The sequence below is a fragment of the Brevibacillus migulae genome, from assembly GCF_004521915.1.
GTDB classification, from domain to species: Bacteria; Bacillota; Bacilli; order Brevibacillales; family Brevibacillaceae; genus Brevibacillus_F; species Brevibacillus_F migulae.
In genome coordinates this window covers 16,394-40,204 of the sequence record NZ_SDKD01000019.1, presented here as the reverse complement: position 1 = coordinate 40,204, position 23,811 = coordinate 16,394, and the positions used below count along the sequence as shown (strand labels likewise).

Genomic DNA, 23,811 nt, shown 5'->3' with positions numbered 1-23,811 from the left:
GGAATCAAAACATCTTGTCTCTTTTTCTTTTTCTGATGTTTCATTGTTTGCCGAATCGACAAACCCTTCCATTTTGCGTAAAAACGCCAAAAACTCTGCTCAATATTGTAACACACTGCTGTCCTGATTTGTAGAAAAATGTATGGAAACGACGAAAATCCTTCGCCGGGACTATTTCGACGAAGGATTTGCCTCCTGCACCATATAAAACCATGTTTACGGCGTTATTGTAATCCTTTTGGCGCTTGACTAAAGCCTTGTACAGGGCCTTCTGGCGGTTTGTTCGTCGAACGGTGGGCATCTCCTCCGTGGCGAACATGCTCTTCACGCGATTGACTGCCATTATTTGCTTTCCGGCTCATCTTTGGACCTCCTTTTCGATAACTCCGTTTTAGTGTTTTTCAAACGGAAGGTCCTCATGCACTCCGCCAGGCTGCAAGAAGAGGAAATCAAGAAATGGATGACGAAGGCATACTTCAGTGATACATTTATGAATAACTTTTCTGAAATCGAAACGGAGATGACCTTTTCATGAGCGCTTCTAATGCTACGATATACCGCGTCTTATTTTCCATCAGCATTGTGCATTTGCTGAACGACAGTCTGCAAGCGGTGATTCCCGCTGTGCTGCCGATCTTGCAGGATAATCTCGCCCTCAGCTATTTTCATCTGGGTATCATACTGTTGGTCATGAATATTACCGCATCGGTGCTTCAGCCGGTCGTCGGTTATTTCGCGGACAAGACACCGCGTCCGTACCTGCTCCCCATCGCGATGGCGGTATCGGGGCTTGGCATGCTAGGGATCTCTTTCGCGCAAAATCTTTACACCGTGCTTGTCAGTGTATCCCTTGTCGGGGTCGGTTCCGCCGTATTTCATCCGGAAGCATCCCGTGTCGCCCACATGGCTTCGGGACCGCGCAGAGGTCTGGGGCAATCGATTTTCCAGGTCGGAGGGAATGCGGGCCAAGCGCTGGCTCCGCTGATGACTGCCATTATTTTTGTGCCGTTTGGCCAAGGGGGCGCCTTTTGGTTTATAATTCCGGCCGCGCTTGCGATGAGCGTCCTCATCTATGTGGCTTACTGGTATTTGGGTCAGGAACGCATGCGCAAAGCTGTGCCCGTACTTCCGATCACGCTCTACAGGCAGGAACGAATGACGGCGATGCTCCTGCTCGTCCTCATCGTCAGCGTCCGCTCTTGGATTTCCGCGGCTTACCAGAGCTTTTACCCGCTCTATCTGATTGATGTGCAGGGAATCTCGATTTCCCATGCCCAAGTCTACATCTTTTTGTTTTTGGTGGCGGGTGCCATCGGTACATTCTTCGGCGGCCCCCTTTCCGACCGTTTCGGCAAACGCAACCTGCTGATATTATCCCTGCTCGGCTCCTTGCCCTTTGCCTTGGCCATTCCCTTTGTGTCGGGCTATGCCGCGTATCCGCTGCTGTTCATCGACGGGCTCTTATTGCTGTGCAGCTTTTCTGTGACCGTCGTCTATGCTCAGGAGATCATGCCCGGGAAGATTGGCACGGTCTCCGGTCTGATGATCGGCTTGGCTTTTGGGATGGGAGGAATCGGTGCCTCCGTGCTGGGTCATTTGGCTGACGTGTATGGCTTGGCTTTTATCATGCAATTATGCACATTGTTTCATGTTGTCGGGATTCTCGGGTTTCTTTTGCCCAAGGACGCAACCGTCGTCCGCTGGGAGCAAGAATCGCGTGCTCAATCCGAAAAAAGCGTCCCCGTATAAACGGAGACGCTTTTTTTCTTTATACCAGCACGGAGCTGCGAATGCCAAGCAGCTCGCTGATGACTGGCGGATACAATCCCTGTACCCCATACAGATACCATTTGCCATCGACGGTTTTCCCCATCAAACCTGAAAGGATCCAATCTGGTGACAAGGCGTCGAGGGTTTCCTCCGGCAAATTCAGCAAAAATGTTTCCCCGTCGGTTCCTTTGCCTAACCAACCGGTTTTTTGCTGCTCCAGCAAGGAAAAATGGATCTCCTGCGCTTCGGTAGGAGCCAAGCTGGAGTCGATCAGCTGATGATTCGCTGCCTTTTGCAGGACGTTGCGGAGACGGTAGCCTTCCGCTAGGTCATCCTTCACCTCTGCGAATAGTGGCAAGATGCTGTCAGCCAGAGCGGTTCCTTCCCGTTTATCCAGCCATTTGAAAAACGCTGTGAGAACCGACAATGTATTCGTCGCGAGAGTCTTTGTCAGGGAGTCCGTTTGACGTGGAATATCTTCCACGAGGAAATACGCTACTTCTTCCCGGCGCAAGTCCTTCCATGTAAAGGAAGGGCCGAATGCACCGCGAATAAAGGTACGGAACTGATTCATGACTTCGTCGTACTTTTTCACGGTTGCCTCCGACTTGCCTTCTGTCATCTCGCTGACAAAAGACGTAATCTCGGCAAAGCGTTCAGGCTTTACTGTATAAGAGGCGTCCGGATTCCCTTCCAGGACTGGACGATGCAGCAGATTGTCGATATGGACCTGGCTGTTTGCGAGCGAGAGACGTGGACGCAGCGTATCGATGCGCATAAAACGCGCAACTCCGTGGCCCATCTTGCCTTCTTCCTCGATCGTCTCAACCAGATTTTGCAAGTCTTTCTGCACGCTTTCTTCCGTAGAAGCAGCGGCCAAAAGCGGCGGCAGCTGGTTCAAGAACGCATTTGGGGTCGACAGCCATTTTTCCATAAAGTACGTCTGAACCGCCCATTGCAGCACCTTGGAAGGCAGTATTGGCTCGCTTGTAATAAACAAGGTTCCCGCCAAAAGCTTCGTACCAGTAGAGGTCAGCCGCTCAATTGTCATGCGCTGATCAGCGTCGGATATGCCAATGGCGCGTGCAATCTCGTCGAGGCGAGTTTCCGGTGCTTCAATTGCCACGCGGCCTGCTTCAATCAGGATTTCTCCGCCAACCTCATGCAGTTCAAGCAGGGCGTTGTTCAGATTCGGGAAAAGATGTGCTTCTTTGCGTCGGGAATAAATCCAAACATCCTGGGATGCCGTATGCTTTTTTAATTCAAAGGCAGCATGAGCACGAATGCGTTCCCGAATCCCTTCGACATCTCCATTTTCAAAAACCAACCGCATCAATCTTTCTGAAGCAGCCTTTTCCGTTGGCTGATTGTTTCCGGACTGGATCACGACTTTATACAGATCGATGCTCTGCTCGGATGGCTGCTTGTCACCTGACAAGCTGGCAAGAACGGCCTGTTTCAGACTTGGCTGCAGGATGATGCTGCCAGCCAATGCGAGGTCTCTGTGCCCGAGCGGCAGCAGACGACCCAGGATAATTTGTCCAGGCTGTAAGGAAGTGCGCGGAATCGGCAGGATTTTGCGTGCTTCTCCTGTCGCCAGATCCTGCACAGTCAATTCTTCCTCGGTTACCCCTTCTACTTCATAGACACCGAGTCTTACCTGGGATAGTGCGCGGTGCACTTCTGGTTCGATTCTGCGGCTGTATTGCTGCAAAAACCGTTCAAGCAGGTTAGGGCCTTCCCATTTCGCATCAAAAAGATACCAATTGTAAAAGTGCAGTACCCACTCTGTTGAAACGACCTCTTCGTGGCTCAAGCCGATCAAATCTGCAAAATGCTTGCGTGCTTCCTGCAGCTTTTCCGGCGATTGCTGCGAAGCCACGAATTTATTCAAGCGCTCCAGTGCCGCATGAATGCTGTTTTTCATTTTTTGTTCACGAATGCCGCGTGCCTCCTCGATCGAGGTGACCACTCCACAGCACTTCTTATATTTCTTTCCGCTTCCACACGGGCAGCTTTCATTTCTTCCGACTGACATGAGGGAAAAAATCTCCTTTCGGCCCAATACAGCATCTCCCGGGTTCATACCGTATCTTTATCGTTATACTGCATGGCCGTATCATATTCACGTTTCCTTAGACATCTTACCCACGTTTATGTTCGTGGTCAATGCCTGTAAGCTCAACAGATTCCCAATAAGCGACAAACTTCTCCAGTTTCTCCACCAGATCGGTAATCCGTTGTTTTTCCTGTATCCGTTCCGATATGGCGGATAAATGATTGCCAGCAAAAAGCTCAACAACCTCGGCCTCCATCCTCGCTAGCTGCATCCGATAGTCTCGGATGATCTCATGCAGGATGTCAAACCGATCTTCCAGACGGATAGAGGATACGGTCTGATTCATTGTTCTTCAGCGAGCGCCAGCAGTTGCTGCAGGCCGAGAGCAAGTTGTTCGTTCTTATGTTTCTCTTTCATCAGCACTTCTATTGCTTGCATATTGCTTTGTTGAAAAAATCCTACTACATCCACAGACATTTGCTTGTTTCGTTCCTCCAAACGTCCCAGAGCATGTCTAAGCAACTGGCTTACTTCTGCTGTTACCGGTTGACTCCCAGCTGTATTCATAAAGGTTTCCTCCTCAATACGTAATGGTTCGGGTACCGCAGGACTTGCTGCAGCCACTTCATCCATAGCCAAAAACGATTCTTGTATGTACGCCATGTCGGTTGGATCCTCCTCCATGGGCGGCTCCTGACTCGGGCGATCCTCATCCTGTTCGGCCACGTGAACCTCTGCCTCTTGTACGTCCATTGGATCTGTGGACGAATCTCTGGTGTCTTCCACATCATCCGCATGGTCAGCTAGCACCGAGATGATATCACCATTCACTTGAAAGCGCTCGTCCGCATCCGGAATGAAAACGTCGTCCTTCAAGGAAAGGCCCACTTCATTCTCCAAAAAGAAGGAAAGCGTGCGGAGCGACATTTGCTTCAGACCATTTTCCAGCGCATATTGATAGACGCGGTCATTGACTACTTTCCATTCTGCCAAATACCAACGTTTGTCGCCTTGGTATTGGACAAAACGAAGATCACGTTCCAGCTCAAGCATTCGTCTCACTTGATTCCAGGAAAACTGGGTTTGCCGACGTAATTCGGGTACGATCTGCTCGACAGTCTTAGGCATATGGGTATCCCGCAAAAAGCGGTAAGCTAGATCATACAACTGATGCGGTTGGTAGGTCAATTCAATGATGGCATCGGTATGCCCGACACATACGGGCGAGTGCTCCAGCGATAATACGTGTGTAAGCACTTCTTCGCTATCCATCTCATAACCATTGGCACGCAAGCACTCCATCAGCCGTTGGTTGATTTCACTTCGCGGCAGAGAACGCTCTCCGGGCCGGAATACCTTTTTGATCAGACTGGTCAGCGTATAGGTTGGCCGTTTCATGAACCTTCTCCTCACCTGATTAGATAGATATTCCATGGGTGGAATACCCATAGTTATTCTACATAGGGGCTCGAAAATCCTACTTTTGCTTACAAAAAAAGCGACGAATCGAAGGAAAATCGCCACTTTTTCTAATCGCAACAAAAACCCGCCTCTGCCAAATGGAGGAGGCGGGTTATACAGTATCATAGCCAATGCTGTTGCTTGGGGATTGCTTATGGAAATAGCTCTCCAGATCCATCGGGGGCAGTTCCCATGCCACCTGGAATAGGATCACCCAGTCCGTCTGAGCCATCTGTTCCAGTGTCCGGTTCGTTTGTTATGTCACCCGGTTGGTCCGTTGCGTCACCTGGCTCGTTCGTTACTTCACCTGGCACATCCGTTACTTCGCCTGGTTCGTTCGTTACTTCGCCTGGCTCGTTCGTTACTTCGCCTGGTTCGTCCGTTACTTCGCCTGGTTCGTCCGTTACTTCGCCTGGTTCGTCCGTTACTTCGCCTGGCTCAGGATCTGTTTCAATCGGAGGGAGTGATACTACCGGTGGAACCGTAACCACAGGCGGCTCGATTACTACAGGCGGTTCTATCACAACTGGTGGTTCAATCACTACCGGTGGTTCAATCACTACAGGCGGTTCAATCACAACCGGCGGCTCAGGTACCGCCGGAGGTATTACCACCGGGGGAAGTTCAGGTTTCGGAAAAACAATCTCCCTATCGATGCGATTCTCCCTCAACGGTCCCATATGTGGTTGCGGTTTGAAAGTTACTTCTTGGGTCAACTTGTTCTGCTTGTCTAAGAAGTTACTCACCACTTGCGCGACATCTGCTCGATTCGCACCACCATTTGGGTTAAACTGATTGCCTACTCCGTTTATCAAGCCTACATCGACTGCATACGCGACGCTGTCCTTCGCCCAAGCTGCGATGTTAGCACTATCTGAAAACGTTAATTTCGCACCCATGCCGGTAACATTTTGGCCGATCGCACGGACCATGAGAGTCGCCAATTGTTCCCTCGTTAAGTTCGTTCCCAGACCAAACTTTCCTTCTCCCGTCCCTGCCATTAGACCTGCTTTTGCGAGCGCCTCGACGTAGGGGTACGCATAATGCGTTGGAGGAACATCAGAAAAAGTCGGCTGTGCAGGTGTATTGGATATATCCAGCCCTAAGGTTTTCACCAGAATGACGGCGTATTGTTCGCGACTGATATTGGCGGTTGGATTGAATTGATCCTTATTTCCTGTAAGAATGCCTTTTTCCACCAATTCGTTGATAGCCTCTTTTGCATATGAATTGCTGATGTCAGTAAAATCTGTTGATGCATTCGTTGGCGAACTCGTCCCCAATGCGAACAGTATAGCCAAACCACTTAATGCTAGACCACTTTTCACATGCGACCGCCCTTTACTGCGAGCCATAGGTAACCCCCTGATATCGTAAATAAAAATGACTAGCATTCATTGTAGCAGTCAGAATGAAATTATCAATCGATATTTTTAATATTATTTAAAAATTTGAGCGGAAGAATCGATTTTACCTTGCCGCGGTTTTTCTTTCCCCATAGACTCGTGCTTGGCTCCCAGCTCGATTGAACTTTACCAACCAGCAATGAACAACTTGCTGTGCGCACGCATAAATAAAGCCCGCCTCTACATGTCACATGGCGGGGCCTTTTATAAAAGGTAATTGGACCAACATTTGCTGTAACTACTTTTCCCCCCCAAATATGCCGCTTGGTATACCCTCCAGCACACCTGCTTGTCTTGCCGCTTCCACGTAATTGCTTGTGGAGTAGTCAACATCCGTAAAGCTGCTTGGGGTAACCGTGCTGCTGGTATCGATACCCAACTTTCGTGCCAGGACCTTAGAAAGTTCAGCACGGATTATCGAATCAGCTGTGTCAAGCTGATCAATGACTTCCACGATTGCCGCAGCTTGATCCGCATCAACGGTCTCCCCTGTGGACTCACTTGCAGATGCGTATCCGGCTGAACCGAAAACAGCCAAAGCAACAACACTGCATAGACCGAGTTTTTTAAGCTTCATACATCACACCTCCTTATTCACATTATTTATATAAAGAAGACTCTTCCATTTTATTCAACCGTGTCTCAGTGGACAAGAAATATTTCCATGTATCCATAAAACTGGAAATAAAAGAAGATCCCAGCCGAACGGGCCGAGATCTTCCTTGTTCTCTTTTCTACAGATTCAGCCTGAACACGCGTCCGCCGTCAATCGCACGAATGCCAGTGACGCATTCCTCCTTGGAACCCTCCAATGCGTCTTCCACCGCCTGCAGCTTTGCGTCCAGATTATCAATGTAATGGAGAGCTACTGCTTCCGGCAATTGCGGCAAGACTGGCGAGCCGTACTCCAGCTTGCCGTGATGGGAAAGCACCATATGCTGCAGCGCCATCACCACTGCTCCCTGGGTGTCTATGCCATAGTGTTGGGCTGCTTCATACACCCATGTGTTGATCATCGAGATGTGCCCAAGCAATTGTCCGGCAAGCGTATAATTGGTGCAAATGCCATGCTCTCCGCCTTCAAACTCCAGCACCTTGCCCAGGTCATGGAGCAGGATCCCCGCACGGAGCAGGTCGGCTTGCAAAAATGGGCGTTGGCGAATGATGAATTCCCCGATCTCCAGCATTCTGACCATATGGTAGGCCAAGCCGGAATAATACGAATGGTGCATCGATTTGGCCGCCGGAAACGACCACAGCTGCTGTTTGACCCGATTCACACAAAAACCGACGATGCTGCGGATGTGCTCATTTTGCATTTGCTCGATCGTTTGCTCGATGACATGAATGAGATCTGCCGCCGGCACTGGCGCACTTTTGACAAAGTCAGAAATCTGGTAGCCATCTTCCTCCGTCGCGAGCCGGATTTTCAATACCTTTGCCTGCAGTTTTTCCCGATACGTCGAGACAATCCCCTTCAGCTTTACGATCGAGCCGGTTACATAGGTCTCCTTATCCAGGTCACTGATATCCCAAAACTTTAACGGCATTTCGCCAGTGGCATCCCCGATTACCATATCAAAATAGCTTTTATTATCATTGGTCTGCTTCACCATGGCGCTTTTCAGCAGGTAAAAACCTGTAAACTCCATGCCGGTTGCCAATTCATTAATTTTCACAAGCATCCGATTTCCCCACTTTGTATCATTTTTCTGGCGAACGAAAAAAGAAGAGAAATACCGTAAAGCCGGTATTTCTTCTCCACGTTGGCATCTTTTATTATGATTTGCGAAAGAGTGTTTGTTCAAGCTTTTTCAAGATTTTTTGTCCAACCAATTCATCGGCTGCCTTTACCACACGGGTAATGACCTGCAGCAAATCGTCTGCCCCGCTCCAATGCTCCTTGACTACCTTGGCATCGACATCCACCAATATTTTGCGCAGAGCGAACACCGCAAGGACCACATCATCGAGGAGCCCAAACGCCCCAGTCACGATCTCCGGAATGAAATCGAGCGGTGCGATAAAATAGGCGACCGCTGCTCCTGCAATGGCTTTTGATTGGATCGGCACCCGCTTGTCCAGCATCAGTCTGGCCAATACCACGAAAAGATCGGGTGCAAGCAGCACGTACTGAGCAATCCGCGAGCTCATTCCTTTTTCTTTGATAAAGGCTTCGATTTTATCACGCAGCTTATCATAAAATCGGCGATGTTCTTCCGGAAGTTCGATCACGATCAGGTCCCGTTTTTCTTGAGCCACTGGCAAGAGCGCTTCCGTATCATCTTCCAGCCGTTTGTCTTGCTCGGTATTCATCTCGATCCCTCCTGTTTCGGTTTTGCCAGCCATTTTCGCCGTTGGTAGTACGAAAACGCGAGGATGACGCCAAACAATAGGATAAAGAAGATCGCCAAATTACGTGAAATCACATCGAACAACTGCTCCCAACGCTCTCCCAGGATCTTGCCCAGCGTGACAAACAGTATGCTCCAAAACAAGCCGCCGACATAGGAATAGAGCATAAAGGAAGGAAATGGAAGCTTCGTGATCCCTGCAAAATACGCGGTAAACTGCCGGACGCCCGGGATGAAATACCCGAGAGGCAGCGCCCATTTTCCCACACGATTGAACCAGTCCTCCGTGCGCTTATATAAAGTATAACCCAATCCGAACCGCTTGCCATATCGTTCAATAAATGCATACCCGAACGTCCGGCCGATCCAGTATGCACAGGTCATCGCACTGATCGAACCGAAGAAGCAGACCAGAAAGGTGGGAATATAACTCAGCTGTCCGGTTGAGACTAAAAACCCGGAAAAAACCAGCAGCGTTTCCTCCGGCAGAGGGAACCCGATAATCCCTAAGAAAAACAGGCTGAATAAGGCAACATATCCGTAATCGGCAATGTATCCGCTGAACATCTGGACGATTTCCTGCAACGAAAAGCCCTCCTTTTGGGAAAGACAAGAACACCATTCATTATGCCAAATGCAGGCATGAAAGAAAACGCCTGTACCACCGTGCCTAGTAATACGCAGGAATGACGGGAATGTTTCATTCACAAATAATGTAGAAATTTGCCGAACTATCCGGCACTTTACGTGGCTTTCCTTTTATGTATCCGTTATAATGAAAATTAGAATTTTCTTAGAGAGAATGAGGGACAAGCCGATATGTGGAGAAAATTGATACGCAAAGCGAAATATGAGTATTATAAGCTGATCCGGATGAAAGGTGCTCCATCTTTCATCGCCCGTGGTTTTTCTGTTGGGATGTTCGTAGAATTTATTACGCTCCCCACGTTCGGCCTTGCTTTTTTATTGCTGTACCCGCTCAATCTGCTGTTTCGTTCCAGTTTTTCCGCTTCCCTCATTGCCTTCGTCATCGGTAAGATGATATTGCCCGTGTTTATGTTCTTGAATTTGAAGCTGGGCAACAAAATTATTGGCGATCCGTTTCAACAACCTTTGCAGCATCATATGAAGCATAATAACGAATCCTGGGCCAGCTGGCTTGCTTGGATGAAGCAAAATGGCATTGCCTATTTTACAGGCAGCGCGGTGATGGGATTGATCGTTGCCATCGGGAGCTACTTTCTCGTCTATGCTGCATTGCAATTGTATCGGAAAAAGCGCTCCCGTCGCCGTCGTTTGGTACAGGAGAATTCATAGTCAGTTTCGACTCAAAAAACGTTTCCCTTTACAAAGGGGGACGTTTTTTTGGTGGATAAGAATTTATATCCACTTAAGTGCAACCAAGGTATCGCCAAAGGCTTGGCGAAGCCACGTTTTCCAACTGCGCTCAGCCGAGTGGAGATCGAAAGAAAAGAGACCGGCGTTCACCGGTCCCTTCTTACTTCTGATTATCAAATACACCTTTTTGGCGAAGCATTTCCATGATTTCACTTACTGTATGCTGTCCAGTAAGCAGGGGCATTACAAAATCCGCATCTTCATGGCTCATTCCGCTTGCCCACAAGCTTTCACGGATCAATACGTGGTTGGAACGACGGAAGTAAGTTTGCAACGTGCGCAGCACACGCCCTTCCAGATTCGTTTTCAGCTTCAATTCAGTTGTAGACATAATGAACCACCTCTTCAAACTTGTTCAATCCAATACCCTTTATTATGGCTTATTTCACCAGAAGAATCAATCTTTCAACTTGCAAAAAATACGTGTGACAATCATCCGGTCCTTTGCTTATACTTTGTAGTACGATTAGGGTAAGACATAAAAGTGAGGAGAACGTATACAATGATTTCGCTTAAAACACCCGAACAGATCAATGCCATGCATGAAGCAGGCAAGATTTTGGCTGCATGTCATCGAGAGATTGCCCAGCGAATTCGCCCGGGGGTAACCCCTCGTGAAATCGATCAATTCGTAGAAACATTTCTGGCCAAACACGGTGCTACTCCTGAGCAAAAGGGTTATATGGGCTATCCCTTCGCCACTTGCGCTTCCGTAAATGATGTCATCTGCCACGGGTTTCCTGGTGACAAGCCGCTCAAAGACGGCGACATTGTCACAATCGATATGGTAGTTAACAAAAATGGCTGGCTGGCTGACTCTGCCTGGTCCTATGCTGTCGGCACGATTTCTCCGGAAGCAGAACGTTTGCTGCGCGTCACGGAAGAAGCGCTCTATCTCGGTATTGAACAGGCGATTGCCGGTAATCGCATTGGCGACATTTCCCATGCGATTCAAGTGTTTGCCGAAAAGCAAGGCTACTCGGTAGTCCGTGATTTCACAGGGCATGGCATCGGCAGTCAAATGCACGAAGAGCCTTATGTCCCCCACTTCGGTCCTGCGGGGAAAGGCCCTCGCCTGAAAGAAGGCATGGTCATTACCATTGAACCGATGCTGAATATCGGCACCTACCACGCCCGTGTAGATGAAGATGGCTGGACAGCTCGGACTCGCGACGGCAGTCTGTCTGCGCAGTATGAACATACCATTGCGATTACTGCCGATGGTCCGCTGATTTTGACGAAGCAATAAGTGCTTTGGTTTGTGCAATCATAGTGGTGGGGGAAGGGAAAACCGGGCGTGGCTGCGTTCTTGCCACACCCCCTTGGAAGCTGGAACTGTCCGGCTCCGCTCGCAAAAACGGTCCGTCGGCAAAAGGGTTCACGGAAGCCCATTCATGTGACGGGGTCGCGCGACAAGCGTGTCCCGTTTTCGCAAGCTCTACCACGGTCGGTGTGACAAAGACTCCGCCCCGTCCCGGCCTTCCCTTCCTCACGCGACTGTTGCTTATGTAAAACAAGGAAGCCCCGATTGTTCGGGGCTTTTGTCCATTTCCAGCTTCCTGTCCTGCTACCAGCATTTATCAATCAAAAAAGCTTCTGCTACGCGGGTGAGCATGTTCCGCGACGGAGCGCCTGCGAAGCCCTCCCCAGCGGAGCAGTGAATCGCGGGAAACAGGAGTGCAAACTTGGCTATGCTACGAAGCGATCCCACTTTTTGCACACCCCCGCGATTTGCTGCGGAGCGGCCAGTCCCCTCCCTCAGCGGGGCGTAGAATGAAGCGGAGTCGTGGAACATGCTCGCCCACCCCACCGCAGCAGCGGAAGCACCCACCCCTACTAGCTAGTCACTTTCGCACTACAGTGAACGATCATTTCCTCGATTGCCTGGACATCTTTCTCCAGTTGGCGAATGTCTTCTTCGATGAGCTGCTTCAAATGCTGTTTTTCGCGCAACATTTTCCGCGTTTTTTCCAGGCGCTCATTCATGTCAAAAATGCCGACGTACACAAACTTTCCCTCCCTATGTAAGTTCCTCACCTTACATTGTATGCAGGAGCGATTGATTGTTGAATCAATTTTGCCTTTTTATTGCTGATACTTTGCCAGCTCTGCTCGCAAGCGATGTACCTCTTGCTGCAGGGCCCGCTTCTCCAGACGTTCGATCTCCTCATCAAGATCATGCAAGCGATGGTACTGTTCTTCCAAGCCATGCCCGTAGGCAGTAAACAGCGGTTCTTTGGGCATGATGAACGCTAACAGGAAGTAAATCAGGCCAGGAATGCCAAAAAAGATCGTCAGCAATACGACTCCAATCCGCACAAAGGTAGGATCAATACCGAGGTATTGTCCAAACCCTCCACAAACACCGAACAATTTACGATCATGTCTCGAACGATATAAACGCTGTCTCATCTATCAACCAATCCTTTCTCCATCAACTAACGAATGTCTTTGTATCTATACGATAGCCGAAAATCGCCATTGGCCAAAACTGACCGCAGTGGGATTTTTTCTCCGCCCTGGGACGGATCGGACAACCGGTATGAGATGCGCGGCCTCAGCAAACGCTATATGATGAGGTGATTCGCTTTGCCCATCATTTTGCTGTTGCTGCTTCTTGGCTTCCTGGCTGGATGTGGTCCGAACACTCCGCCATCCGTAAACAATCTCAGCACCCAAAGCGACCCAAACGCATATGTCCTGCAAAGCGTCGTGCATCCGCTTGGCTGGGAGCCTAATTTTACGCCTTACGGAACACCCGTCAATGCCGGGACAAGCGGTGAGTACGACCGCTCCATTCGCCCAGACGCCATTTCCGATTATGGGCAAAAATAACAGCAAGCAGCCTCCGCACCTGCACGGTGGGGGCTGCTTGCATTTGCATGCTGCCGCTATTTCGGGTTCAAGATTGGCCGCGGGATATCGAAAATGTCTCCGATCGTCCCATACGAATGACCAGCCAGCCTGCTGACGGCACCGAATTTGCGCGTATCGATTTTCCCTTCATAATACAGCTCATCGGCAACATGTACATGCACCACTTCGCCAATGATGAGATCCGCTGCTGCAGGAGCCCCCAGGGTGACGATCTGATGCAGGCGGCATTCAAAATGGATCCGTGATTCGCCCAATCGCGGCGCTTTCACCTGCAAGGCTGGCAGTGCGGTCAAGCCCAGCTCCGCCACTTCACTGACGTCAGATGGATAGTCAGCAGATGTTTGATTGACCGCCTCGACATTTTGCAGATCGACCATATTTACTACAAATTCGCCTGTGTCCTGAATGTTGCGTGCCGTATCCTTCATGATTGCTCCCGGTCTGCGAACAACGGAGATGGAGATCATCATCGGATCAATACAGGCGACATTAAAGTAGCTAAACGGAGCGGCATTCACCACTCCCTCCTTGCTGATCGAGGTTACCCACGCGATCGGACGCGGGATAATCCCGCCGATAAGCAGCTTGTATTTCTCCTGGCGTTCTAATTGTGCAATCGACAGCTCAGCCATAGTCCCTCCTTACTCGCTGGATGGCAGCCAGCTGCTCATATACCCCGCATCTTCTACCGCAGCAGCCTGTTTGGTCACCAGCAGAGGATGAAACGTATCCAGCATGACAGCCAGCTCTTTCGTCTCTTTTTTGCCGATGCTGGCCTCAATCTTGCCCGGATGCGGTCCATGCGGGATGCCCATCGGATGAAGCGTGAGCGAGCCCTCATAGATGCCGCGCCTGCTCATAAAATTGCCGTCCACATAGTAGAGCACCTCATCGCTTTCCACATTGCTGTGAAAATACGGAGCGGGAATCGCCTGCGGATGATAATCATACAGCCGCGGCACGAAAGAGCAGATGACAAAATTCTGCCCCGCAAAGGTCTGATGCACAGGCGGCGGCTGATGGACCCGGCCGGTGATCGGCTCGAAATCGTGGATGCTCAGCGCATAGGGATACAGATAGCCATCCCAGCCCACTACGTCAAACGGATGGAAATCAAAGAAATAGCTGTATATAGAGTCTCCCTTTTTGACTCGCACCTCATGCGTTCCTGTCTCCACATGGGTTTCCAGCCGTTCGGGCAAGCGCATATCCCGTTCACAAAATGGCGAATGCTCCAGCAGCTGGCCATGTTCGTTGCGGTAGCGCTTGGGCGGGACGATCTCATTTTGCGATTCTATGACCAAAAACCGGCTATCGACCCCATCCTTTGGCACAACCCGGTAGGTGGTCCCGATCGGAATGACCAGATAGTCTCCTGGCCGGTAGGAAATCGTGCCGTAGACCGTCTGCAGCTCGCCTTCCCCGTAATGGACAAAGATCACCTCATCGCCGTCCGCATTGCGATAAAAGTAATCCATCGGCTCTGTCGGTACGCATACGGCCATGACGACATCCTGATTGCCCAGCAAATATTGTCTGCCAGAAATCGGATCGCCGCCGGCCGGAAGATCAAAGCTCAGAAAATGGCGATGCTTCAAGTCCTCCTGGGGAAGATACTCGAGCTTTCGGTCCGCGTACTTTCTTGTCTCTCTCACCTGGGTAGGCGGATGATGATGGTACAGGATCGACTGAATGCCGGAGAAGCCTTTGGTTCCCATCAGCTGCTCCCGATACAGTTCTCCATTGGGTTTATAAAAAGTCGTATGTCGTTTATGCGGGATTTCTCCCATGCGATGATAAAATGGCACACGTACTCCCCTCGCTTTTTCGCAGTTTTTATCCAGCTTCAACAATGCGGCTGCGTAAAACACCTAATCCATCGACCTGCAGCTCAACGACATCACCAGGCTGCAGCCACGGGTATTGCTCGGACCCAAGCTCCAGGATACAGCCGGTTCCCACGGTTCCCGAGCCGATCACATCCCCTGGATAAAGGGGGCAATCGGCAGAGGCGCGGGCAATCATTTCCGCAAACGTGTAATAGAGGTCACCCAAATTGCCACGGGAGTATTCCACGCCGTTTACGCGGGCCACCATGCTCAAGTCATATCGGGCGCCCTTTTCCGAAGGCAGCAGCCGATCGGCCAATTCATCCGGCGTGACCAGCCACGGCCCCATAGAGGTGGCAAAATCTTTTCCTTTTGCCGGCCCGAGTCCGACCTTCACTTCCTCCCGTTGAACATCGCGAGCGCTCCAATCATTCAAGATGCAAAAGCCTGCGATATGCTGATCAGCCGCCTGCACCGGGATATCGACGCCCCCCTTGCCAATGACACAGGCCACCTCTAATTCATAGTCCAGCCAGCTTGTCGCTTTTGGCCGACGCACAGGCTCGTCGGGGCCCAGGAAGGCATTGGCATTAGAAAAGTAAAAAACCGGAAAATGATACCATTCCGGTACCATGGACAGCCCTCTTTTTTCCCGCGCTGTTTTGACATGCGCCTCAAACGCGTAAAAGTCGCGAAAGCTGTTTGGGCGCGGAAGCGGAGATCCCAAAACCACGTCCTCTAGCGGCTTGAACTGCTTCCAAGCTGTTGTCTGCATCCCATCTGGCTGTTGCAGAGCCTGAAGCCGCTCATACCAATGCTTCCAGTCGGCCAGCAGCCCCATCATCGTGGCAGGCGCATCCGCGAGCGCTTCCTGCACATCGATTATCCCTTGCTCCAACCATATGCCGGCGCGCCAGCTTTGCTCAGGTGCCGCTTTACGCGTATACGAAACAAGCTTCACTCGCTCACCCCCCTTCCTCAGAATTTAGAAAAAACTTAGCTAAGCCAAGTCTTTGGCGGAGCGTGGTTGCTCTTATGTCGATGAGAATTTGATAAATTCATATCAACCAACAAGAAAAACCCAGTCTCGTCCGCCCCTCCTGTATCCCTGCAAACAAACCACGCTTGCGGCAATGTTCAAGAAGAGCGAAAAACGATGACTGGGTCTTGTCTACTCCTAGTGACGAAAAACCTTGTGGGTTCTCCCCCATAGACAGCCAGCTGGCTTTTCACCAACTTACCTATGATGTTTCAAGTATGCTCTTATTATCATATCGAAAACGCTTGCAAAGCGCCAGAGAAAACAAAATATTTCATCAGGAGCACTGCCCTGCCAGCTTGGCCATGTCGGGCGGAAGCGGTTCTGTAAAGGTAAGCGGCTTGCCCGTACGCGGATGGTGCAAGGACAACTGCACGGCATGCAAAGCTTGCCGGCCGATCCTTTCCCGACTCCCTCCGTACAGATCGTCACCCAGCAGCGGATGCCCCAGCGAAGCCAAATGCACGCGTATCTGATGGGTCCTCCCCGTTTCGAGCTGCAGCTCCAGCCACGACCAGTCGTCCCCTTCTGCGAGAACGCGAAAAAAGGTCCGGGCCGGCTGTCCATCGTGGCGCACCATCCGTTCGATAATCGATCCGTCGCGAAGACCGATGGGAGCATCAATCACGCCCTGTTTCTCCCGGAGGTTGCCATGGACGATCGCTTGGTAGGTACGCTTTAATGTCCGATCCTTCTGCATGCGTGCACACTGTTCATGCGCCCACTGATTTTTCGCCACGATCATCAAGCCTGACGTATCCTTGTCCAGCCGGTTCACGGGTCGAAAGCTGTGCGTTTCTCCTTTGGCCAAATAGTACGCGATCACACCGTTGGCCAACGTGCCGCATGGATGAGTCCTTGTAGGATGGACGACCAATCCATGCGGTTTTGCGATGATCAGCAAATCCTCGTCTTCATAGCGGATGACAAGCGGCATTTCCTCCGGCTCGATGTGATCCACCACATCCATCGGCAGCCGGACAATCACCTGATCGCCCACTGCCAGCCTTACGGTCACATAGACGGGCTGTCCATTAAGCAAAATTTCTCCGCTGTGCTTCGCCTTGGTCAACAAGCGCCGTGACACGCCGTACCCGCTTTGCAGCACGTCGCGAATCGTCTGCCCGGCCTCCTGCTCATCCGCTACAAATCGCAACAATTCTTCCAGCATGTCTGTCTCCTTTTTGCGCGTTAATGCTTGTGAATCATCAGGCTGCTCCCCGATTTTTTAACGGAAAGCGAGGCGCTTCCCCCGATCGGAAACGTAAACATCGGGGTGGTATGCCCAAAATCGGCCTGTGCCAAGACCGGGATGCCGCGCAGCTCTTGCTTGGTCGCGATGATCTGCAGCAGCTTTTCCTGGGTCATGTTGCTTTCCTGTTGAAAACGGCCGATGACGATCCCTTTCACCTCGGAAAAACCCGGCTGATGGAGCAGTGACTGGAGGTCCCGGTCAAACGTCGGCGCGTCCACCACATAATCATCCTCCAGAAAGAGAATGGCTCCTGCCAGAGAAGGCATGTATTCAGTCCCTTGCAGCAGGTTGAGCGTACAAAGATTGCCGCCGATGATGGTTCCTTCTCCCTCTCCCTCTTGAATGGCGAGATAGCCCTCATTTGGAATAAATGTACGATTTTCCTGATCAAAATACCACGCATCATCACTCCATGCGGAAGAAGTGGCCAGTTCAATAGGTTCTTCGGACATCAAGCAGCGCTGGAAGTAGTCGAGGATATAATCGAATCCCTTTTCCATGCCAAAGGTGGAAAAATGGGGTCCCGAGTAGGTAATCATCCCGGTTTTTGCATAAATGGCATTGGCCAAGGCTGTAATGTCGGAGTAACCACAGAGAATTTTGGGATTCTGCCGGATGAGCTCATAATCCAGATACCGCAGCAATTGGTTGCTGTTAAAACCGCCGATGACGGTCAGGATCGCCTTCACCTTGGGATCGGAAAACGCGTCGTGCAAATCGGCTACCCGGTGTTCAATCGAACTGGAATCAAACAGGTCCCGCTCCTGCACATGGCGCCCAAAGCTTACGTGAAAACCAAGTGCTTCCAGCCGCCGGGTGGCCCGTTCCCGTTCTTTTGCGCCGATGATATCCAAGCTGCGGCTTGGGGCAACTATCCGGATTTCGTCACCCTTTTGTAGTTTTGCAGGAATCATCCGTCCGACTCCTCTCTTTCATTTTTTTCGCGATACGATGTTGGTATCCACGATCATATCGTTTTTTGCCCAAAAGAAAAACCTCTCCGCGGGAAAAAAGCGAAGAGGTTGCGTTTTAAAACAGATCAGGCAGCTTATTTTGCAGCTTTTGCCGCTTCGATTGCTGCTTCATAGTTAGGATGTTCGCCAGCAGCTGGTACGTACTCAGCGTACACCACTGTGTCGTTCGCATCCACAACGAATACAGCACGGCTCAGCAAGCGCCATTCTTTGATCGCTACGCCATACGCTTGACCGAAGGAAAGGTCGCGGTAGTCGGAAACGGTTTGCACTTTATCGATGCCAGCCGCTCCGCACCAACGTTTTTGCGCGAAAGGCAAGTCTACGGATACAGTCAGGATGGTTACGCCATCGAGTTTTGCTGCTTCTTCGTTAAAACGGCGAGTTTGCGCATCGCACACACCGGTGTCAAGAGATGGAACAACGGAGATAATGCGAACGGTTCCTTTCGAATCATCCAATGTTACTGGAGTCAGATCGTTAGCCAATACGGTGAAGTTTGGAGCTTTGTCGCCTGCTTTCAGTTCTGGGCCAAGCAGAGTAACGTCTCCTTTAAATTGAAATGCGCCTTGACGCTCTACAGCTGTTGTCATGGTTAATTCCTCCCATCAAATGGTAAACGTTATGTAATACAAGTCTCATCATACCTTATTTTTTTGAGATTTTCATCATTCTCACGGTGTAAAAGTTTTATGAATGCAAATGAAAATGCTTGGCCTCATACTGTCCTGCCCGCTTGATGCTCTTGATCTCATGCTCGAATTCCCAGTCGCATTTCCGGTTCAGCTCGTGGCAGCGCAGCAGTCCGTGATACAAGGCAAAGGTAAAGCATACGCCGGGCAGCTCATAGCGGGTCACCATTTTCTCCGGGGCGAGTGTGTTGACGATTTCCACCAGATGATCCGCCCGCTCGCGGCGGCTCCCCGTAGGGACCAAGTATCCCATGCGCAGCAGGACAGAAGCATAGTCAAATTCACCGCTGTCGTCATAATCGTAGCTGCAGTCAGAGGTCGCCAAATGATCGAGCAACTCCCCCAAATCCATCAGCTCAAAAGCGGCAGGCTTGGGCAGCGAGATCACGGAACCGTCGTTGTTCACAAAATAGATCTGATCACGATAATGAAAAATCAACTCATCTTCCGGCACTTCATCACGATACAGCCAATGGGATGAGGGGATTAATAACCGCCAGATGTCAGCTGGCGCTGCAGAAAACAACTCCACGCAAGTCCCTCCTTGCTTCCTCACACAGTCCAGTTGCCTTCGCCGCATTCTAGCAGGAAGACTCTCTCTACCATTGTGGTCAAAAGCAGGAGGTCGTATTCCTGATCATCACTTGCGTTGCATGAACGTACGCCAATCTCCATCGGTAACGCGAATCCCGGTCCGGGTGATGGCTTTTTCCAGCTGAGGAGCCGCGATATAGAGAAAAGCTTCGGTTTGTTTCTCCGTCTCAAGGAAAGTGACGGTCGCCTTTTGTCTTTCATATTCGTTACGCTCATCCGCAGGGCCATGATAATCTTCCAGCTCGTCCAGACCCTTCAGCGCTTTTTCATAGAAAACCGGGGCAAAATAGAGCAATTCACCGTACACCCATGCATGCGGTTCATCCGCGGAAACAAGCGCTGGATAGCCGCGATCGCTCAAATGATACAGCTTTCCCCTGGTCTTTGCCCGCACCCGATGATGGGGGTACGGCTCTACAAAATGACGATGGTTCGCAAACCCGGCAAGCAAGCTTCCATACACAAACACGGGCAGTTTTGTCCCCATTTTTCCCACCCTTTCTCTATAACCAAGAAAAAACATCGGAATATCCAACAAAATGTATCGGAAAAACATTTTTTTCGTGTATCTACTGGGTAAATTTTGTATATTAACAGTAGAAATACATTCACATTCAAATGGAGCAAACGCCAAGGGGGAGAAGCCATGCATAAGAGAAAGATCAATCGTCTGCTCGTCGCCAACCGCGGAGAGATCGCCATCCGCATTTTTCGTGCCGCGACTGAGCTGGGTATTCGTACGATCGCGATTTATTCCGAGCAGGATAATGTCGCGCAGCATCGTTTCAAAGCAGATGAATCGTATCTGGTCGGTGCCGGCAAAGGGCCGATCGAGGCTTATCTCGATATTGAGAGCATCATTGAAATCGCCAAGCGCAATGATGTCGACGCCATTCATCCCGGCTATGGTTTTCTTTCAGAAAATGCAGAATTTGCCCGCCGTTGCGCCGAAGTCGGCATCACCTTTATCGGACCATCCTCTGACTTGATCGACAAGTTTGGTGACAAGGTGGAAGCGCGGAAAATCGCGATCGAAGCAGGCATCCCTGTGATTCCGGGCACCGCTGAGCCGATCGAAACCTTGCAGGAAGCCATGCTGTTCGCTCGTGAGCATGGTTACCCGATCATTATCAAAGGCGTCTCGGGTGGCGGCGGCCGCGGCATGCGGATTGTCCGTTCGCAGGATGAACTGCCGGAAGCGCTCGATCGCGCACGGTCGGAAGCACGCTCCGCCTTTGGCAATGCCCATGTCTATCTGGAGAAATATCTCGAGCAGCCGAAGCATATCGAAGTCCAAATCATAGGGGACCAGCATGGAAATATCGTCCATCTGTTTGAGCGCGATTGCTCCATCCAGCGCCGCCATCAAAAAGTGGTGGAAGTGGCGCCTAGCCTGGCTCTCGATGAAGAATTGCGCGAAAAGATTTGCGGGGCAGCGCTCAGCCTGATGAAGCAGGCAGGCTACACGAATGCCGGTACCGTCGAATTTTTGCTGACACCTGACAAGAAGTTTTACTTCATTGAGGTAAACCCGCGCATTCAAGTTGAGCATACCATTACCGAGCTGATTACGGGAATCGATATCGTGCAGACGCAAATCAAAATCGCCGAGGGACATGCCCTGCATGATGCGGAAATCGCCATCCCTGAGCAAAAGCATATTCAACGCAACGGCTATGCGATTCAATGCCGGGTGACGACCGAGGACCCCGAAAACGGCTTCTTCCCCGATGCGGGCAGATTGCTTGCCTGGAGATCAGGCGGTGGCTTCGGCGTCCGGCTCGATAGCGGCAACGGCTATCCTGGAGCCATCATCACGCCTTTTTACGATTCGCTCCTGGTGAAGATCTCCACCTATGGCCCTACGTTTGAGCAAGCATCCCGCAAAATGTACCGCACCTTGCGGGAATTCCGGATTCGCGGGGTCAAAACCAACCTGCCGTTCCTGGAAAATGTGGTGACCCATCCAGATTTTTTGAACGGAAATTATGACACTTCTTTCATTGATGCCAAGCCGGAGCTGTTCAACTTCCCGGGACGCCAAGACCGTGGAACCAAGCTGCTCAACTATATCGGCAACACCATCGTCAACGGCTACCCGGGTCTGGCCAAGACAGAGAAAAAACCGTTTTTCGAATCGCCACGGATTCCGAAAACGCCTTATTCCCAGCCCTACCCGGACGGAACGAAACAGATACTGGATCGCGAGGGTGCAGATGGACTGGTGCGCTGGATCAAAGAGCAGAAAAAAGTGCTCGTGACCGACACGACCTTCCGTGACGCCCATCAATCTTTGTTTGCTACACGCGTGCGCACTTACGACATGGCCGCTATCGCGGAAGCAACCGGAAAGCTGGGAGCCGATCTGTTCTCCCTGGAAATGTGGGGCGGCGCCACGTTTGACACGTCTATGCGCTTCCTGTCCGAATCGCCGTGGGACCGCCTGCAAATCTTGCGCCAGCGCATCCCGAACATCCTCTTCCAGATGCTCCTGCGCGGGGCAAATGCAGTCGGCTACACCAACTATCCGGACAATGTCATTCAAGCATTCGTCAAGACAGCTGCCGAGCAAGGCATCGACGTCTTCCGCATCTTTGACAGCTTGAACTGGCTGCCGGGCATGCAGACCGCCATCGATGCTGTCAGACAAACCGGAAAGATCGCCGAGGCTGCCATCTGCTATACCGGTGATATTCTCGATCCGAGCAAGACCAAATATACCCTGAAATATTACGTAGACTTGGCCAAGGAGCTGGAAAAAGCAGGTGCGCAGATCCTCGCGATCAAGGACATGGCCGGCCTGTTGAAACCTTATGCCGCCTATGAGCTGATCCATGCGTTAAAACAGGAAATCGGCATCCCGATCCATCTCCATACCCACGATACATCGGGCAATGGCGGTGCGATGCTGCTCAAAGCGGTGGAAGCCGGCGTTGACATCGTCGATACCTGCCTCAGCTCCGTATCCGGCCTTACTTCACAGCCCAGCCTGAACGCGCTGGTGGCCGCGCTGGAAAGAACCGAACGCGACACCGGCCTTGACCTGGACCATTTCAACAAGCTCTCGGACTACTGGCAGGATATTCGCCCGCTTTACCAAGGCTTCGAAAGTGACATGAAAGCAAGCAACGCTGAAGTATACGTCCATGAGATGCCAGGAGGTCAATACACCAACCTGGAGCAGCAGGCCAAGGCTGTCGGTCTGGAAGGCCGTTGGGATGAGGTCAAAGCGATGTATACGACCGTCAACCGGATGTTCGGGGACATCGTCAAGGTCACACCATCCTCCAAGGTTGTCGGCGATATGGCTCTGTTCATGGTGCAAAACGGATTGACCGAGGAAAACATCTACGAAAAAGGGGCGCGTCTCGACTTCCCCGATTCGGTGATTCAATTTTTCCAAGGCTATATCGGTCAGCCGCCGGGAGGATTCCCGAAAGAGCTGCAAGCCGTCGTGCTGAAAGGCCGCGACTATTTCACCACCCGTCCAGGCGAGCTGCTTGCCCCTGTGAATTTCACCAAGGTCAAGGAAGAGCTTGAAGAAAAAATTGGCCGTGAAGCCAGCGAATTGGACGTATTGTCCTATATCATGTACCCGCAGGTATTCCTCCAGTACGATCAAAACCTGAAGGAATACGGCGATCTCTCCTTCCTGAATACGTCCACCTTCTTCTATGGCTTGCGTCCTGGAGAAGAGACGGCTGTCAGCATCGAAAAAGGAAAAACCTTGATCATCAAGCTGATCGCTGTGGGCAATCTGCAGCCGGATGGCAACCGGGTGATCTACTTTGAATTGAACGGCCAGGCGCGTGAAATCAAGGTTCGCGATAAATCCGCTGTCATTTCCGAGCAGATCCGTCCGAAAGCCAATCCGCAAAATCCGAGCCATCTCGGCGCTTCCATGCCTGGAAAAGTGCTGAAGGTGCTGATCGAGGTTGGCGACAAGGTGAAAAAAGGCGAGCATTTATTAATCAGTGAAGCGATGAAAATGGAGACCACGATCCAAGCGCCATTGGACGGAAAGGTTAAAGCCGTGCATGTAAAAGCAGGCGATGCCATTGAAGCAGGTGACTTGCTGCTGGAAATCGACTAATTGGGGAGGT

The 23,811-nt window shown here is 51.0% G+C and carries 25 protein-coding genes; 5 read left to right on the top strand and 20 right to left on the bottom strand.

The window, feature by feature from the left end; translation table 11 throughout:
• Positions 1-224: 224 nt before the first annotated feature.
• Entirely contained in the window at positions 225-362 is a 138-nt protein-coding gene (locus tag EIZ37_RS26080; protein WP_167569024.1) for a hypothetical protein, read from the bottom strand.
• A 169-nt stretch (positions 363-531) separates the two neighbouring features.
• Here EIZ37_RS26080 and EIZ37_RS19455 point away from each other — a divergent pair, with 169 nt between their 5' ends.
• Positions 532-1,749: an MFS transporter gene (locus tag EIZ37_RS19455; RefSeq protein ID WP_134686439.1), complete on the top strand. Its 1,218-nt coding sequence runs from the start codon at positions 532-534 to the stop codon at positions 1,747-1,749.
• A gap of 19 nt (positions 1,750-1,768) precedes the next feature.
• Here EIZ37_RS19455 and EIZ37_RS19450 read toward each other — a convergent pair whose 3' ends face one another.
• The 8 genes from EIZ37_RS19450 to EIZ37_RS19415 form a co-directional block, all read right to left on the bottom strand.
• Positions 1,769-3,808: an SEC-C metal-binding domain-containing protein gene (locus EIZ37_RS19450; protein WP_134686438.1), complete on the bottom strand. Its 2,040-nt coding sequence runs from the start codon at positions 3,806-3,808 to the stop codon at positions 1,769-1,771.
• A gap of 106 nt (positions 3,809-3,914) precedes the next feature.
• Positions 3,915-4,175 (bottom strand): hypothetical protein, encoded by a 261-nt coding sequence (locus EIZ37_RS19445; RefSeq protein ID WP_134686437.1) that lies wholly within the window; start codon positions 4,173-4,175, stop codon positions 3,915-3,917.
• On the bottom strand, positions 4,172-5,227 hold the full coding sequence (locus EIZ37_RS19440; protein WP_134686436.1) for a hypothetical protein: 1,056 nt from the start codon (positions 5,225-5,227) through the stop codon (positions 4,172-4,174). The genes EIZ37_RS19445 and EIZ37_RS19440 overlap by 4 nt, the downstream gene beginning before the upstream one ends.
• 215 nt (positions 5,228-5,442) lie before the next feature.
• Positions 5,443-6,645, bottom strand: a complete 1,203-nt coding sequence (locus EIZ37_RS19435; RefSeq protein ID WP_167569022.1) for an S-layer homology domain-containing protein — start codon at positions 6,643-6,645, stop codon at positions 5,443-5,445.
• A gap of 289 nt (positions 6,646-6,934) precedes the next feature.
• A complete protein-coding gene (locus tag EIZ37_RS19430) occupies positions 6,935-7,273 on the bottom strand; it encodes a hypothetical protein (protein ID WP_134686434.1) in 339 nt (112 codons plus the stop codon).
• A gap of 157 nt (positions 7,274-7,430) precedes the next feature.
• On the bottom strand, positions 7,431-8,381 hold the full coding sequence (locus EIZ37_RS19425) for a 3'-5' exoribonuclease YhaM family protein (RefSeq protein ID WP_134686433.1): 951 nt from the start codon (positions 8,379-8,381) through the stop codon (positions 7,431-7,433).
• 94 nt (positions 8,382-8,475) lie between these two features.
• Positions 8,476-9,012 (bottom strand): YkvA family protein, encoded by a 537-nt coding sequence (locus EIZ37_RS19420; protein ID WP_134686432.1) that lies wholly within the window; start codon positions 9,010-9,012, stop codon positions 8,476-8,478.
• Positions 9,009-9,635 (bottom strand): DedA family protein, encoded by a 627-nt coding sequence (locus tag EIZ37_RS19415; protein ID WP_134686431.1) that lies wholly within the window; start codon positions 9,633-9,635, stop codon positions 9,009-9,011. Before EIZ37_RS19415 ends, EIZ37_RS19420 begins: the two co-directional genes overlap by 4 nt.
• A 234-nt stretch (positions 9,636-9,869) precedes the next feature.
• On the opposite strand from EIZ37_RS19415, the gene EIZ37_RS19410 reads away from it, so the two are divergent.
• Complete coding sequence (locus EIZ37_RS19410; RefSeq protein ID WP_134686430.1) at positions 9,870-10,367, top strand: DUF2062 domain-containing protein; 498 nt, start codon at positions 9,870-9,872, stop codon at positions 10,365-10,367.
• A gap of 181 nt (positions 10,368-10,548) precedes the next feature.
• Here EIZ37_RS19410 and EIZ37_RS19405 read toward each other — a convergent pair whose 3' ends face one another.
• The gene (locus EIZ37_RS19405) at positions 10,549-10,779 is read right to left on the bottom strand and encodes a hypothetical protein (RefSeq protein ID WP_134686429.1); all 231 of its coding nucleotides are present in this window, start codon (positions 10,777-10,779) and stop codon (positions 10,549-10,551) included.
• A gap of 171 nt (positions 10,780-10,950) precedes the next feature.
• Between EIZ37_RS19405 and map the strand changes: the two genes are divergently transcribed.
• Positions 10,951-11,697: a type I methionyl aminopeptidase gene (gene map / locus EIZ37_RS19400; RefSeq protein WP_134686428.1), complete on the top strand. Its 747-nt coding sequence runs from the start codon at positions 10,951-10,953 to the stop codon at positions 11,695-11,697.
• 587 nt (positions 11,698-12,284) lie between these two features.
• Here the strand turns inward: map and EIZ37_RS26075 are convergent.
• Together EIZ37_RS26075 and EIZ37_RS19395 are read right to left on the bottom strand one after the other, a co-directional pair.
• Entirely contained in the window at positions 12,285-12,455 is a 171-nt protein-coding gene (locus EIZ37_RS26075) for a hypothetical protein (RefSeq protein WP_167569020.1), read from the bottom strand.
• A 78-nt stretch (positions 12,456-12,533) separates the two neighbouring features.
• A complete protein-coding gene (locus tag EIZ37_RS19395) occupies positions 12,534-12,860 on the bottom strand; it encodes a PspC domain-containing protein (RefSeq protein WP_134686427.1) in 327 nt (108 codons plus the stop codon).
• Positions 12,861-13,037: 177 nt separating this feature from the next.
• Between EIZ37_RS19395 and EIZ37_RS19390 the strand changes: the two genes are divergently transcribed.
• Positions 13,038-13,283, top strand: a complete 246-nt coding sequence (locus EIZ37_RS19390; protein ID WP_134686426.1) for a hypothetical protein — start codon at positions 13,038-13,040, stop codon at positions 13,281-13,283.
• A 56-nt stretch (positions 13,284-13,339) separates the two neighbouring features.
• Here the strand turns inward: EIZ37_RS19390 and EIZ37_RS19385 are convergent, their stop codons facing one another.
• The 8 genes from EIZ37_RS19385 to EIZ37_RS19350 all read right to left on the bottom strand — a co-directional run bounded on the left by EIZ37_RS19385 (position 13,340) and on the right by EIZ37_RS19350 (position 20,195).
• Positions 13,340-13,957 (bottom strand): flavin reductase family protein, encoded by a 618-nt coding sequence (locus EIZ37_RS19385; protein WP_134686425.1) that lies wholly within the window; start codon positions 13,955-13,957, stop codon positions 13,340-13,342.
• Positions 13,958-13,966: 9 nt separating this feature from the next.
• Positions 13,967-15,133, bottom strand: coding sequence for a homogentisate 1,2-dioxygenase (locus EIZ37_RS19380; RefSeq protein WP_134686424.1), 1,167 nt, complete (start codon positions 15,131-15,133; stop codon positions 13,967-13,969).
• A 28-nt stretch (positions 15,134-15,161) separates the two neighbouring features.
• Positions 15,162-16,115: a fumarylacetoacetate hydrolase family protein gene (locus EIZ37_RS19375; protein WP_134686423.1), complete on the bottom strand. Its 954-nt coding sequence runs from the start codon at positions 16,113-16,115 to the stop codon at positions 15,162-15,164.
• Positions 16,116-16,470: 355 nt separating this feature from the next.
• The gene (locus EIZ37_RS19370; protein WP_134686422.1) at positions 16,471-17,364 is read right to left on the bottom strand and encodes an RluA family pseudouridine synthase; all 894 of its coding nucleotides are present in this window, start codon (positions 17,362-17,364) and stop codon (positions 16,471-16,473) included.
• Positions 17,365-17,384: 20 nt separating this feature from the next.
• Positions 17,385-18,362, bottom strand: a complete 978-nt coding sequence (locus tag EIZ37_RS19365) for a S66 family peptidase (RefSeq protein WP_134686421.1) — start codon at positions 18,360-18,362, stop codon at positions 17,385-17,387.
• 134 nt (positions 18,363-18,496) lie between these two features.
• Entirely contained in the window at positions 18,497-19,015 is a 519-nt protein-coding gene (gene tpx / locus EIZ37_RS19360) for a thiol peroxidase (protein WP_134686420.1), read from the bottom strand.
• A gap of 97 nt (positions 19,016-19,112) precedes the next feature.
• A complete protein-coding gene (locus EIZ37_RS19355; RefSeq protein ID WP_134686419.1) occupies positions 19,113-19,646 on the bottom strand; it encodes a hypothetical protein in 534 nt (177 codons plus the stop codon).
• A 108-nt stretch (positions 19,647-19,754) separates the two neighbouring features.
• Positions 19,755-20,195, bottom strand: coding sequence for a gamma-glutamylcyclotransferase family protein (locus EIZ37_RS19350; RefSeq protein WP_134686418.1), 441 nt, complete (start codon positions 20,193-20,195; stop codon positions 19,755-19,757).
• Positions 20,196-20,354: 159 nt separating this feature from the next.
• Between EIZ37_RS19350 and pyc the strand changes: the two genes are divergently transcribed.
• The gene (pyc, locus tag EIZ37_RS19345) at positions 20,355-23,801 is read left to right on the top strand and encodes a pyruvate carboxylase (protein ID WP_134686417.1); all 3,447 of its coding nucleotides are present in this window, start codon (positions 20,355-20,357) and stop codon (positions 23,799-23,801) included.
• Positions 23,802-23,811 lie beyond the last annotated feature (10 nt).

Excerpts from the sequence above, each read along its gene's own strand:
- EIZ37_RS19385 (WP_134686425.1), bottom strand. The coding sequence starts at position 13,957 with ATGGCTGAGCTGTCGATTGCACAATTAGAACGCCAGGAGAAATACAAG.
- EIZ37_RS19395 (WP_134686427.1), bottom strand. The coding sequence starts at position 12,860 with ATGAGACAGCGTTTATATCGTTCGAGACATGATCGTAAATTGTTCGGT.
- EIZ37_RS19350 (WP_134686418.1), bottom strand. The coding sequence starts at position 20,195 with ATGGGGACAAAACTGCCCGTGTTTGTGTATGGAAGCTTGCTTGCCGGG.
- EIZ37_RS26080 (WP_167569024.1), bottom strand. The coding sequence starts at position 362 with ATGAGCCGGAAAGCAAATAATGGCAGTCAATCGCGTGAAGAGCATGTT.
- EIZ37_RS19440 (WP_134686436.1), bottom strand. The coding sequence starts at position 5,227 with ATGAAACGGCCAACCTATACGCTGACCAGTCTGATCAAAAAGGTATTC.
- pyc (WP_134686417.1), top strand. The coding sequence starts at position 20,355 with ATGCATAAGAGAAAGATCAATCGTCTGCTCGTCGCCAACCGCGGAGAG.
- EIZ37_RS19450 (WP_134686438.1), bottom strand. The coding sequence starts at position 3,808 with ATGTCAGTCGGAAGAAATGAAAGCTGCCCGTGTGGAAGCGGAAAGAAA.
- EIZ37_RS19430 (WP_134686434.1), bottom strand. The coding sequence starts at position 7,273 with ATGAAGCTTAAAAAACTCGGTCTATGCAGTGTTGTTGCTTTGGCTGTT.
- tpx (WP_134686420.1), bottom strand. The coding sequence starts at position 19,015 with ATGACAACAGCTGTAGAGCGTCAAGGCGCATTTCAATTTAAAGGAGAC.
- EIZ37_RS19405 (WP_134686429.1), bottom strand. The coding sequence starts at position 10,779 with ATGTCTACAACTGAATTGAAGCTGAAAACGAATCTGGAAGGGCGTGTG.
- EIZ37_RS19425 (WP_134686433.1), bottom strand. The coding sequence starts at position 8,381 with ATGCTTGTGAAAATTAATGAATTGGCAACCGGCATGGAGTTTACAGGT.
- EIZ37_RS19370 (WP_134686422.1), bottom strand. The coding sequence starts at position 17,364 with ATGCTGGAAGAATTGTTGCGATTTGTAGCGGATGAGCAGGAGGCCGGG.
- EIZ37_RS19420 (WP_134686432.1), bottom strand. The coding sequence starts at position 9,012 with ATGAATACCGAGCAAGACAAACGGCTGGAAGATGATACGGAAGCGCTC.
- EIZ37_RS19445 (WP_134686437.1), bottom strand. The coding sequence starts at position 4,175 with ATGAATCAGACCGTATCCTCTATCCGTCTGGAAGATCGGTTTGACATC.
- EIZ37_RS19365 (WP_134686421.1), bottom strand. The coding sequence starts at position 18,362 with ATGATTCCTGCAAAACTACAAAAGGGTGACGAAATCCGGATAGTTGCC.
- EIZ37_RS19455 (WP_134686439.1), top strand. The coding sequence starts at position 532 with ATGAGCGCTTCTAATGCTACGATATACCGCGTCTTATTTTCCATCAGC.
- EIZ37_RS19410 (WP_134686430.1), top strand. The coding sequence starts at position 9,870 with ATGTGGAGAAAATTGATACGCAAAGCGAAATATGAGTATTATAAGCTG.
- EIZ37_RS19435 (WP_167569022.1), bottom strand. The coding sequence starts at position 6,645 with ATGGCTCGCAGTAAAGGGCGGTCGCATGTGAAAAGTGGTCTAGCATTA.
- map (WP_134686428.1), top strand. The coding sequence starts at position 10,951 with ATGATTTCGCTTAAAACACCCGAACAGATCAATGCCATGCATGAAGCA.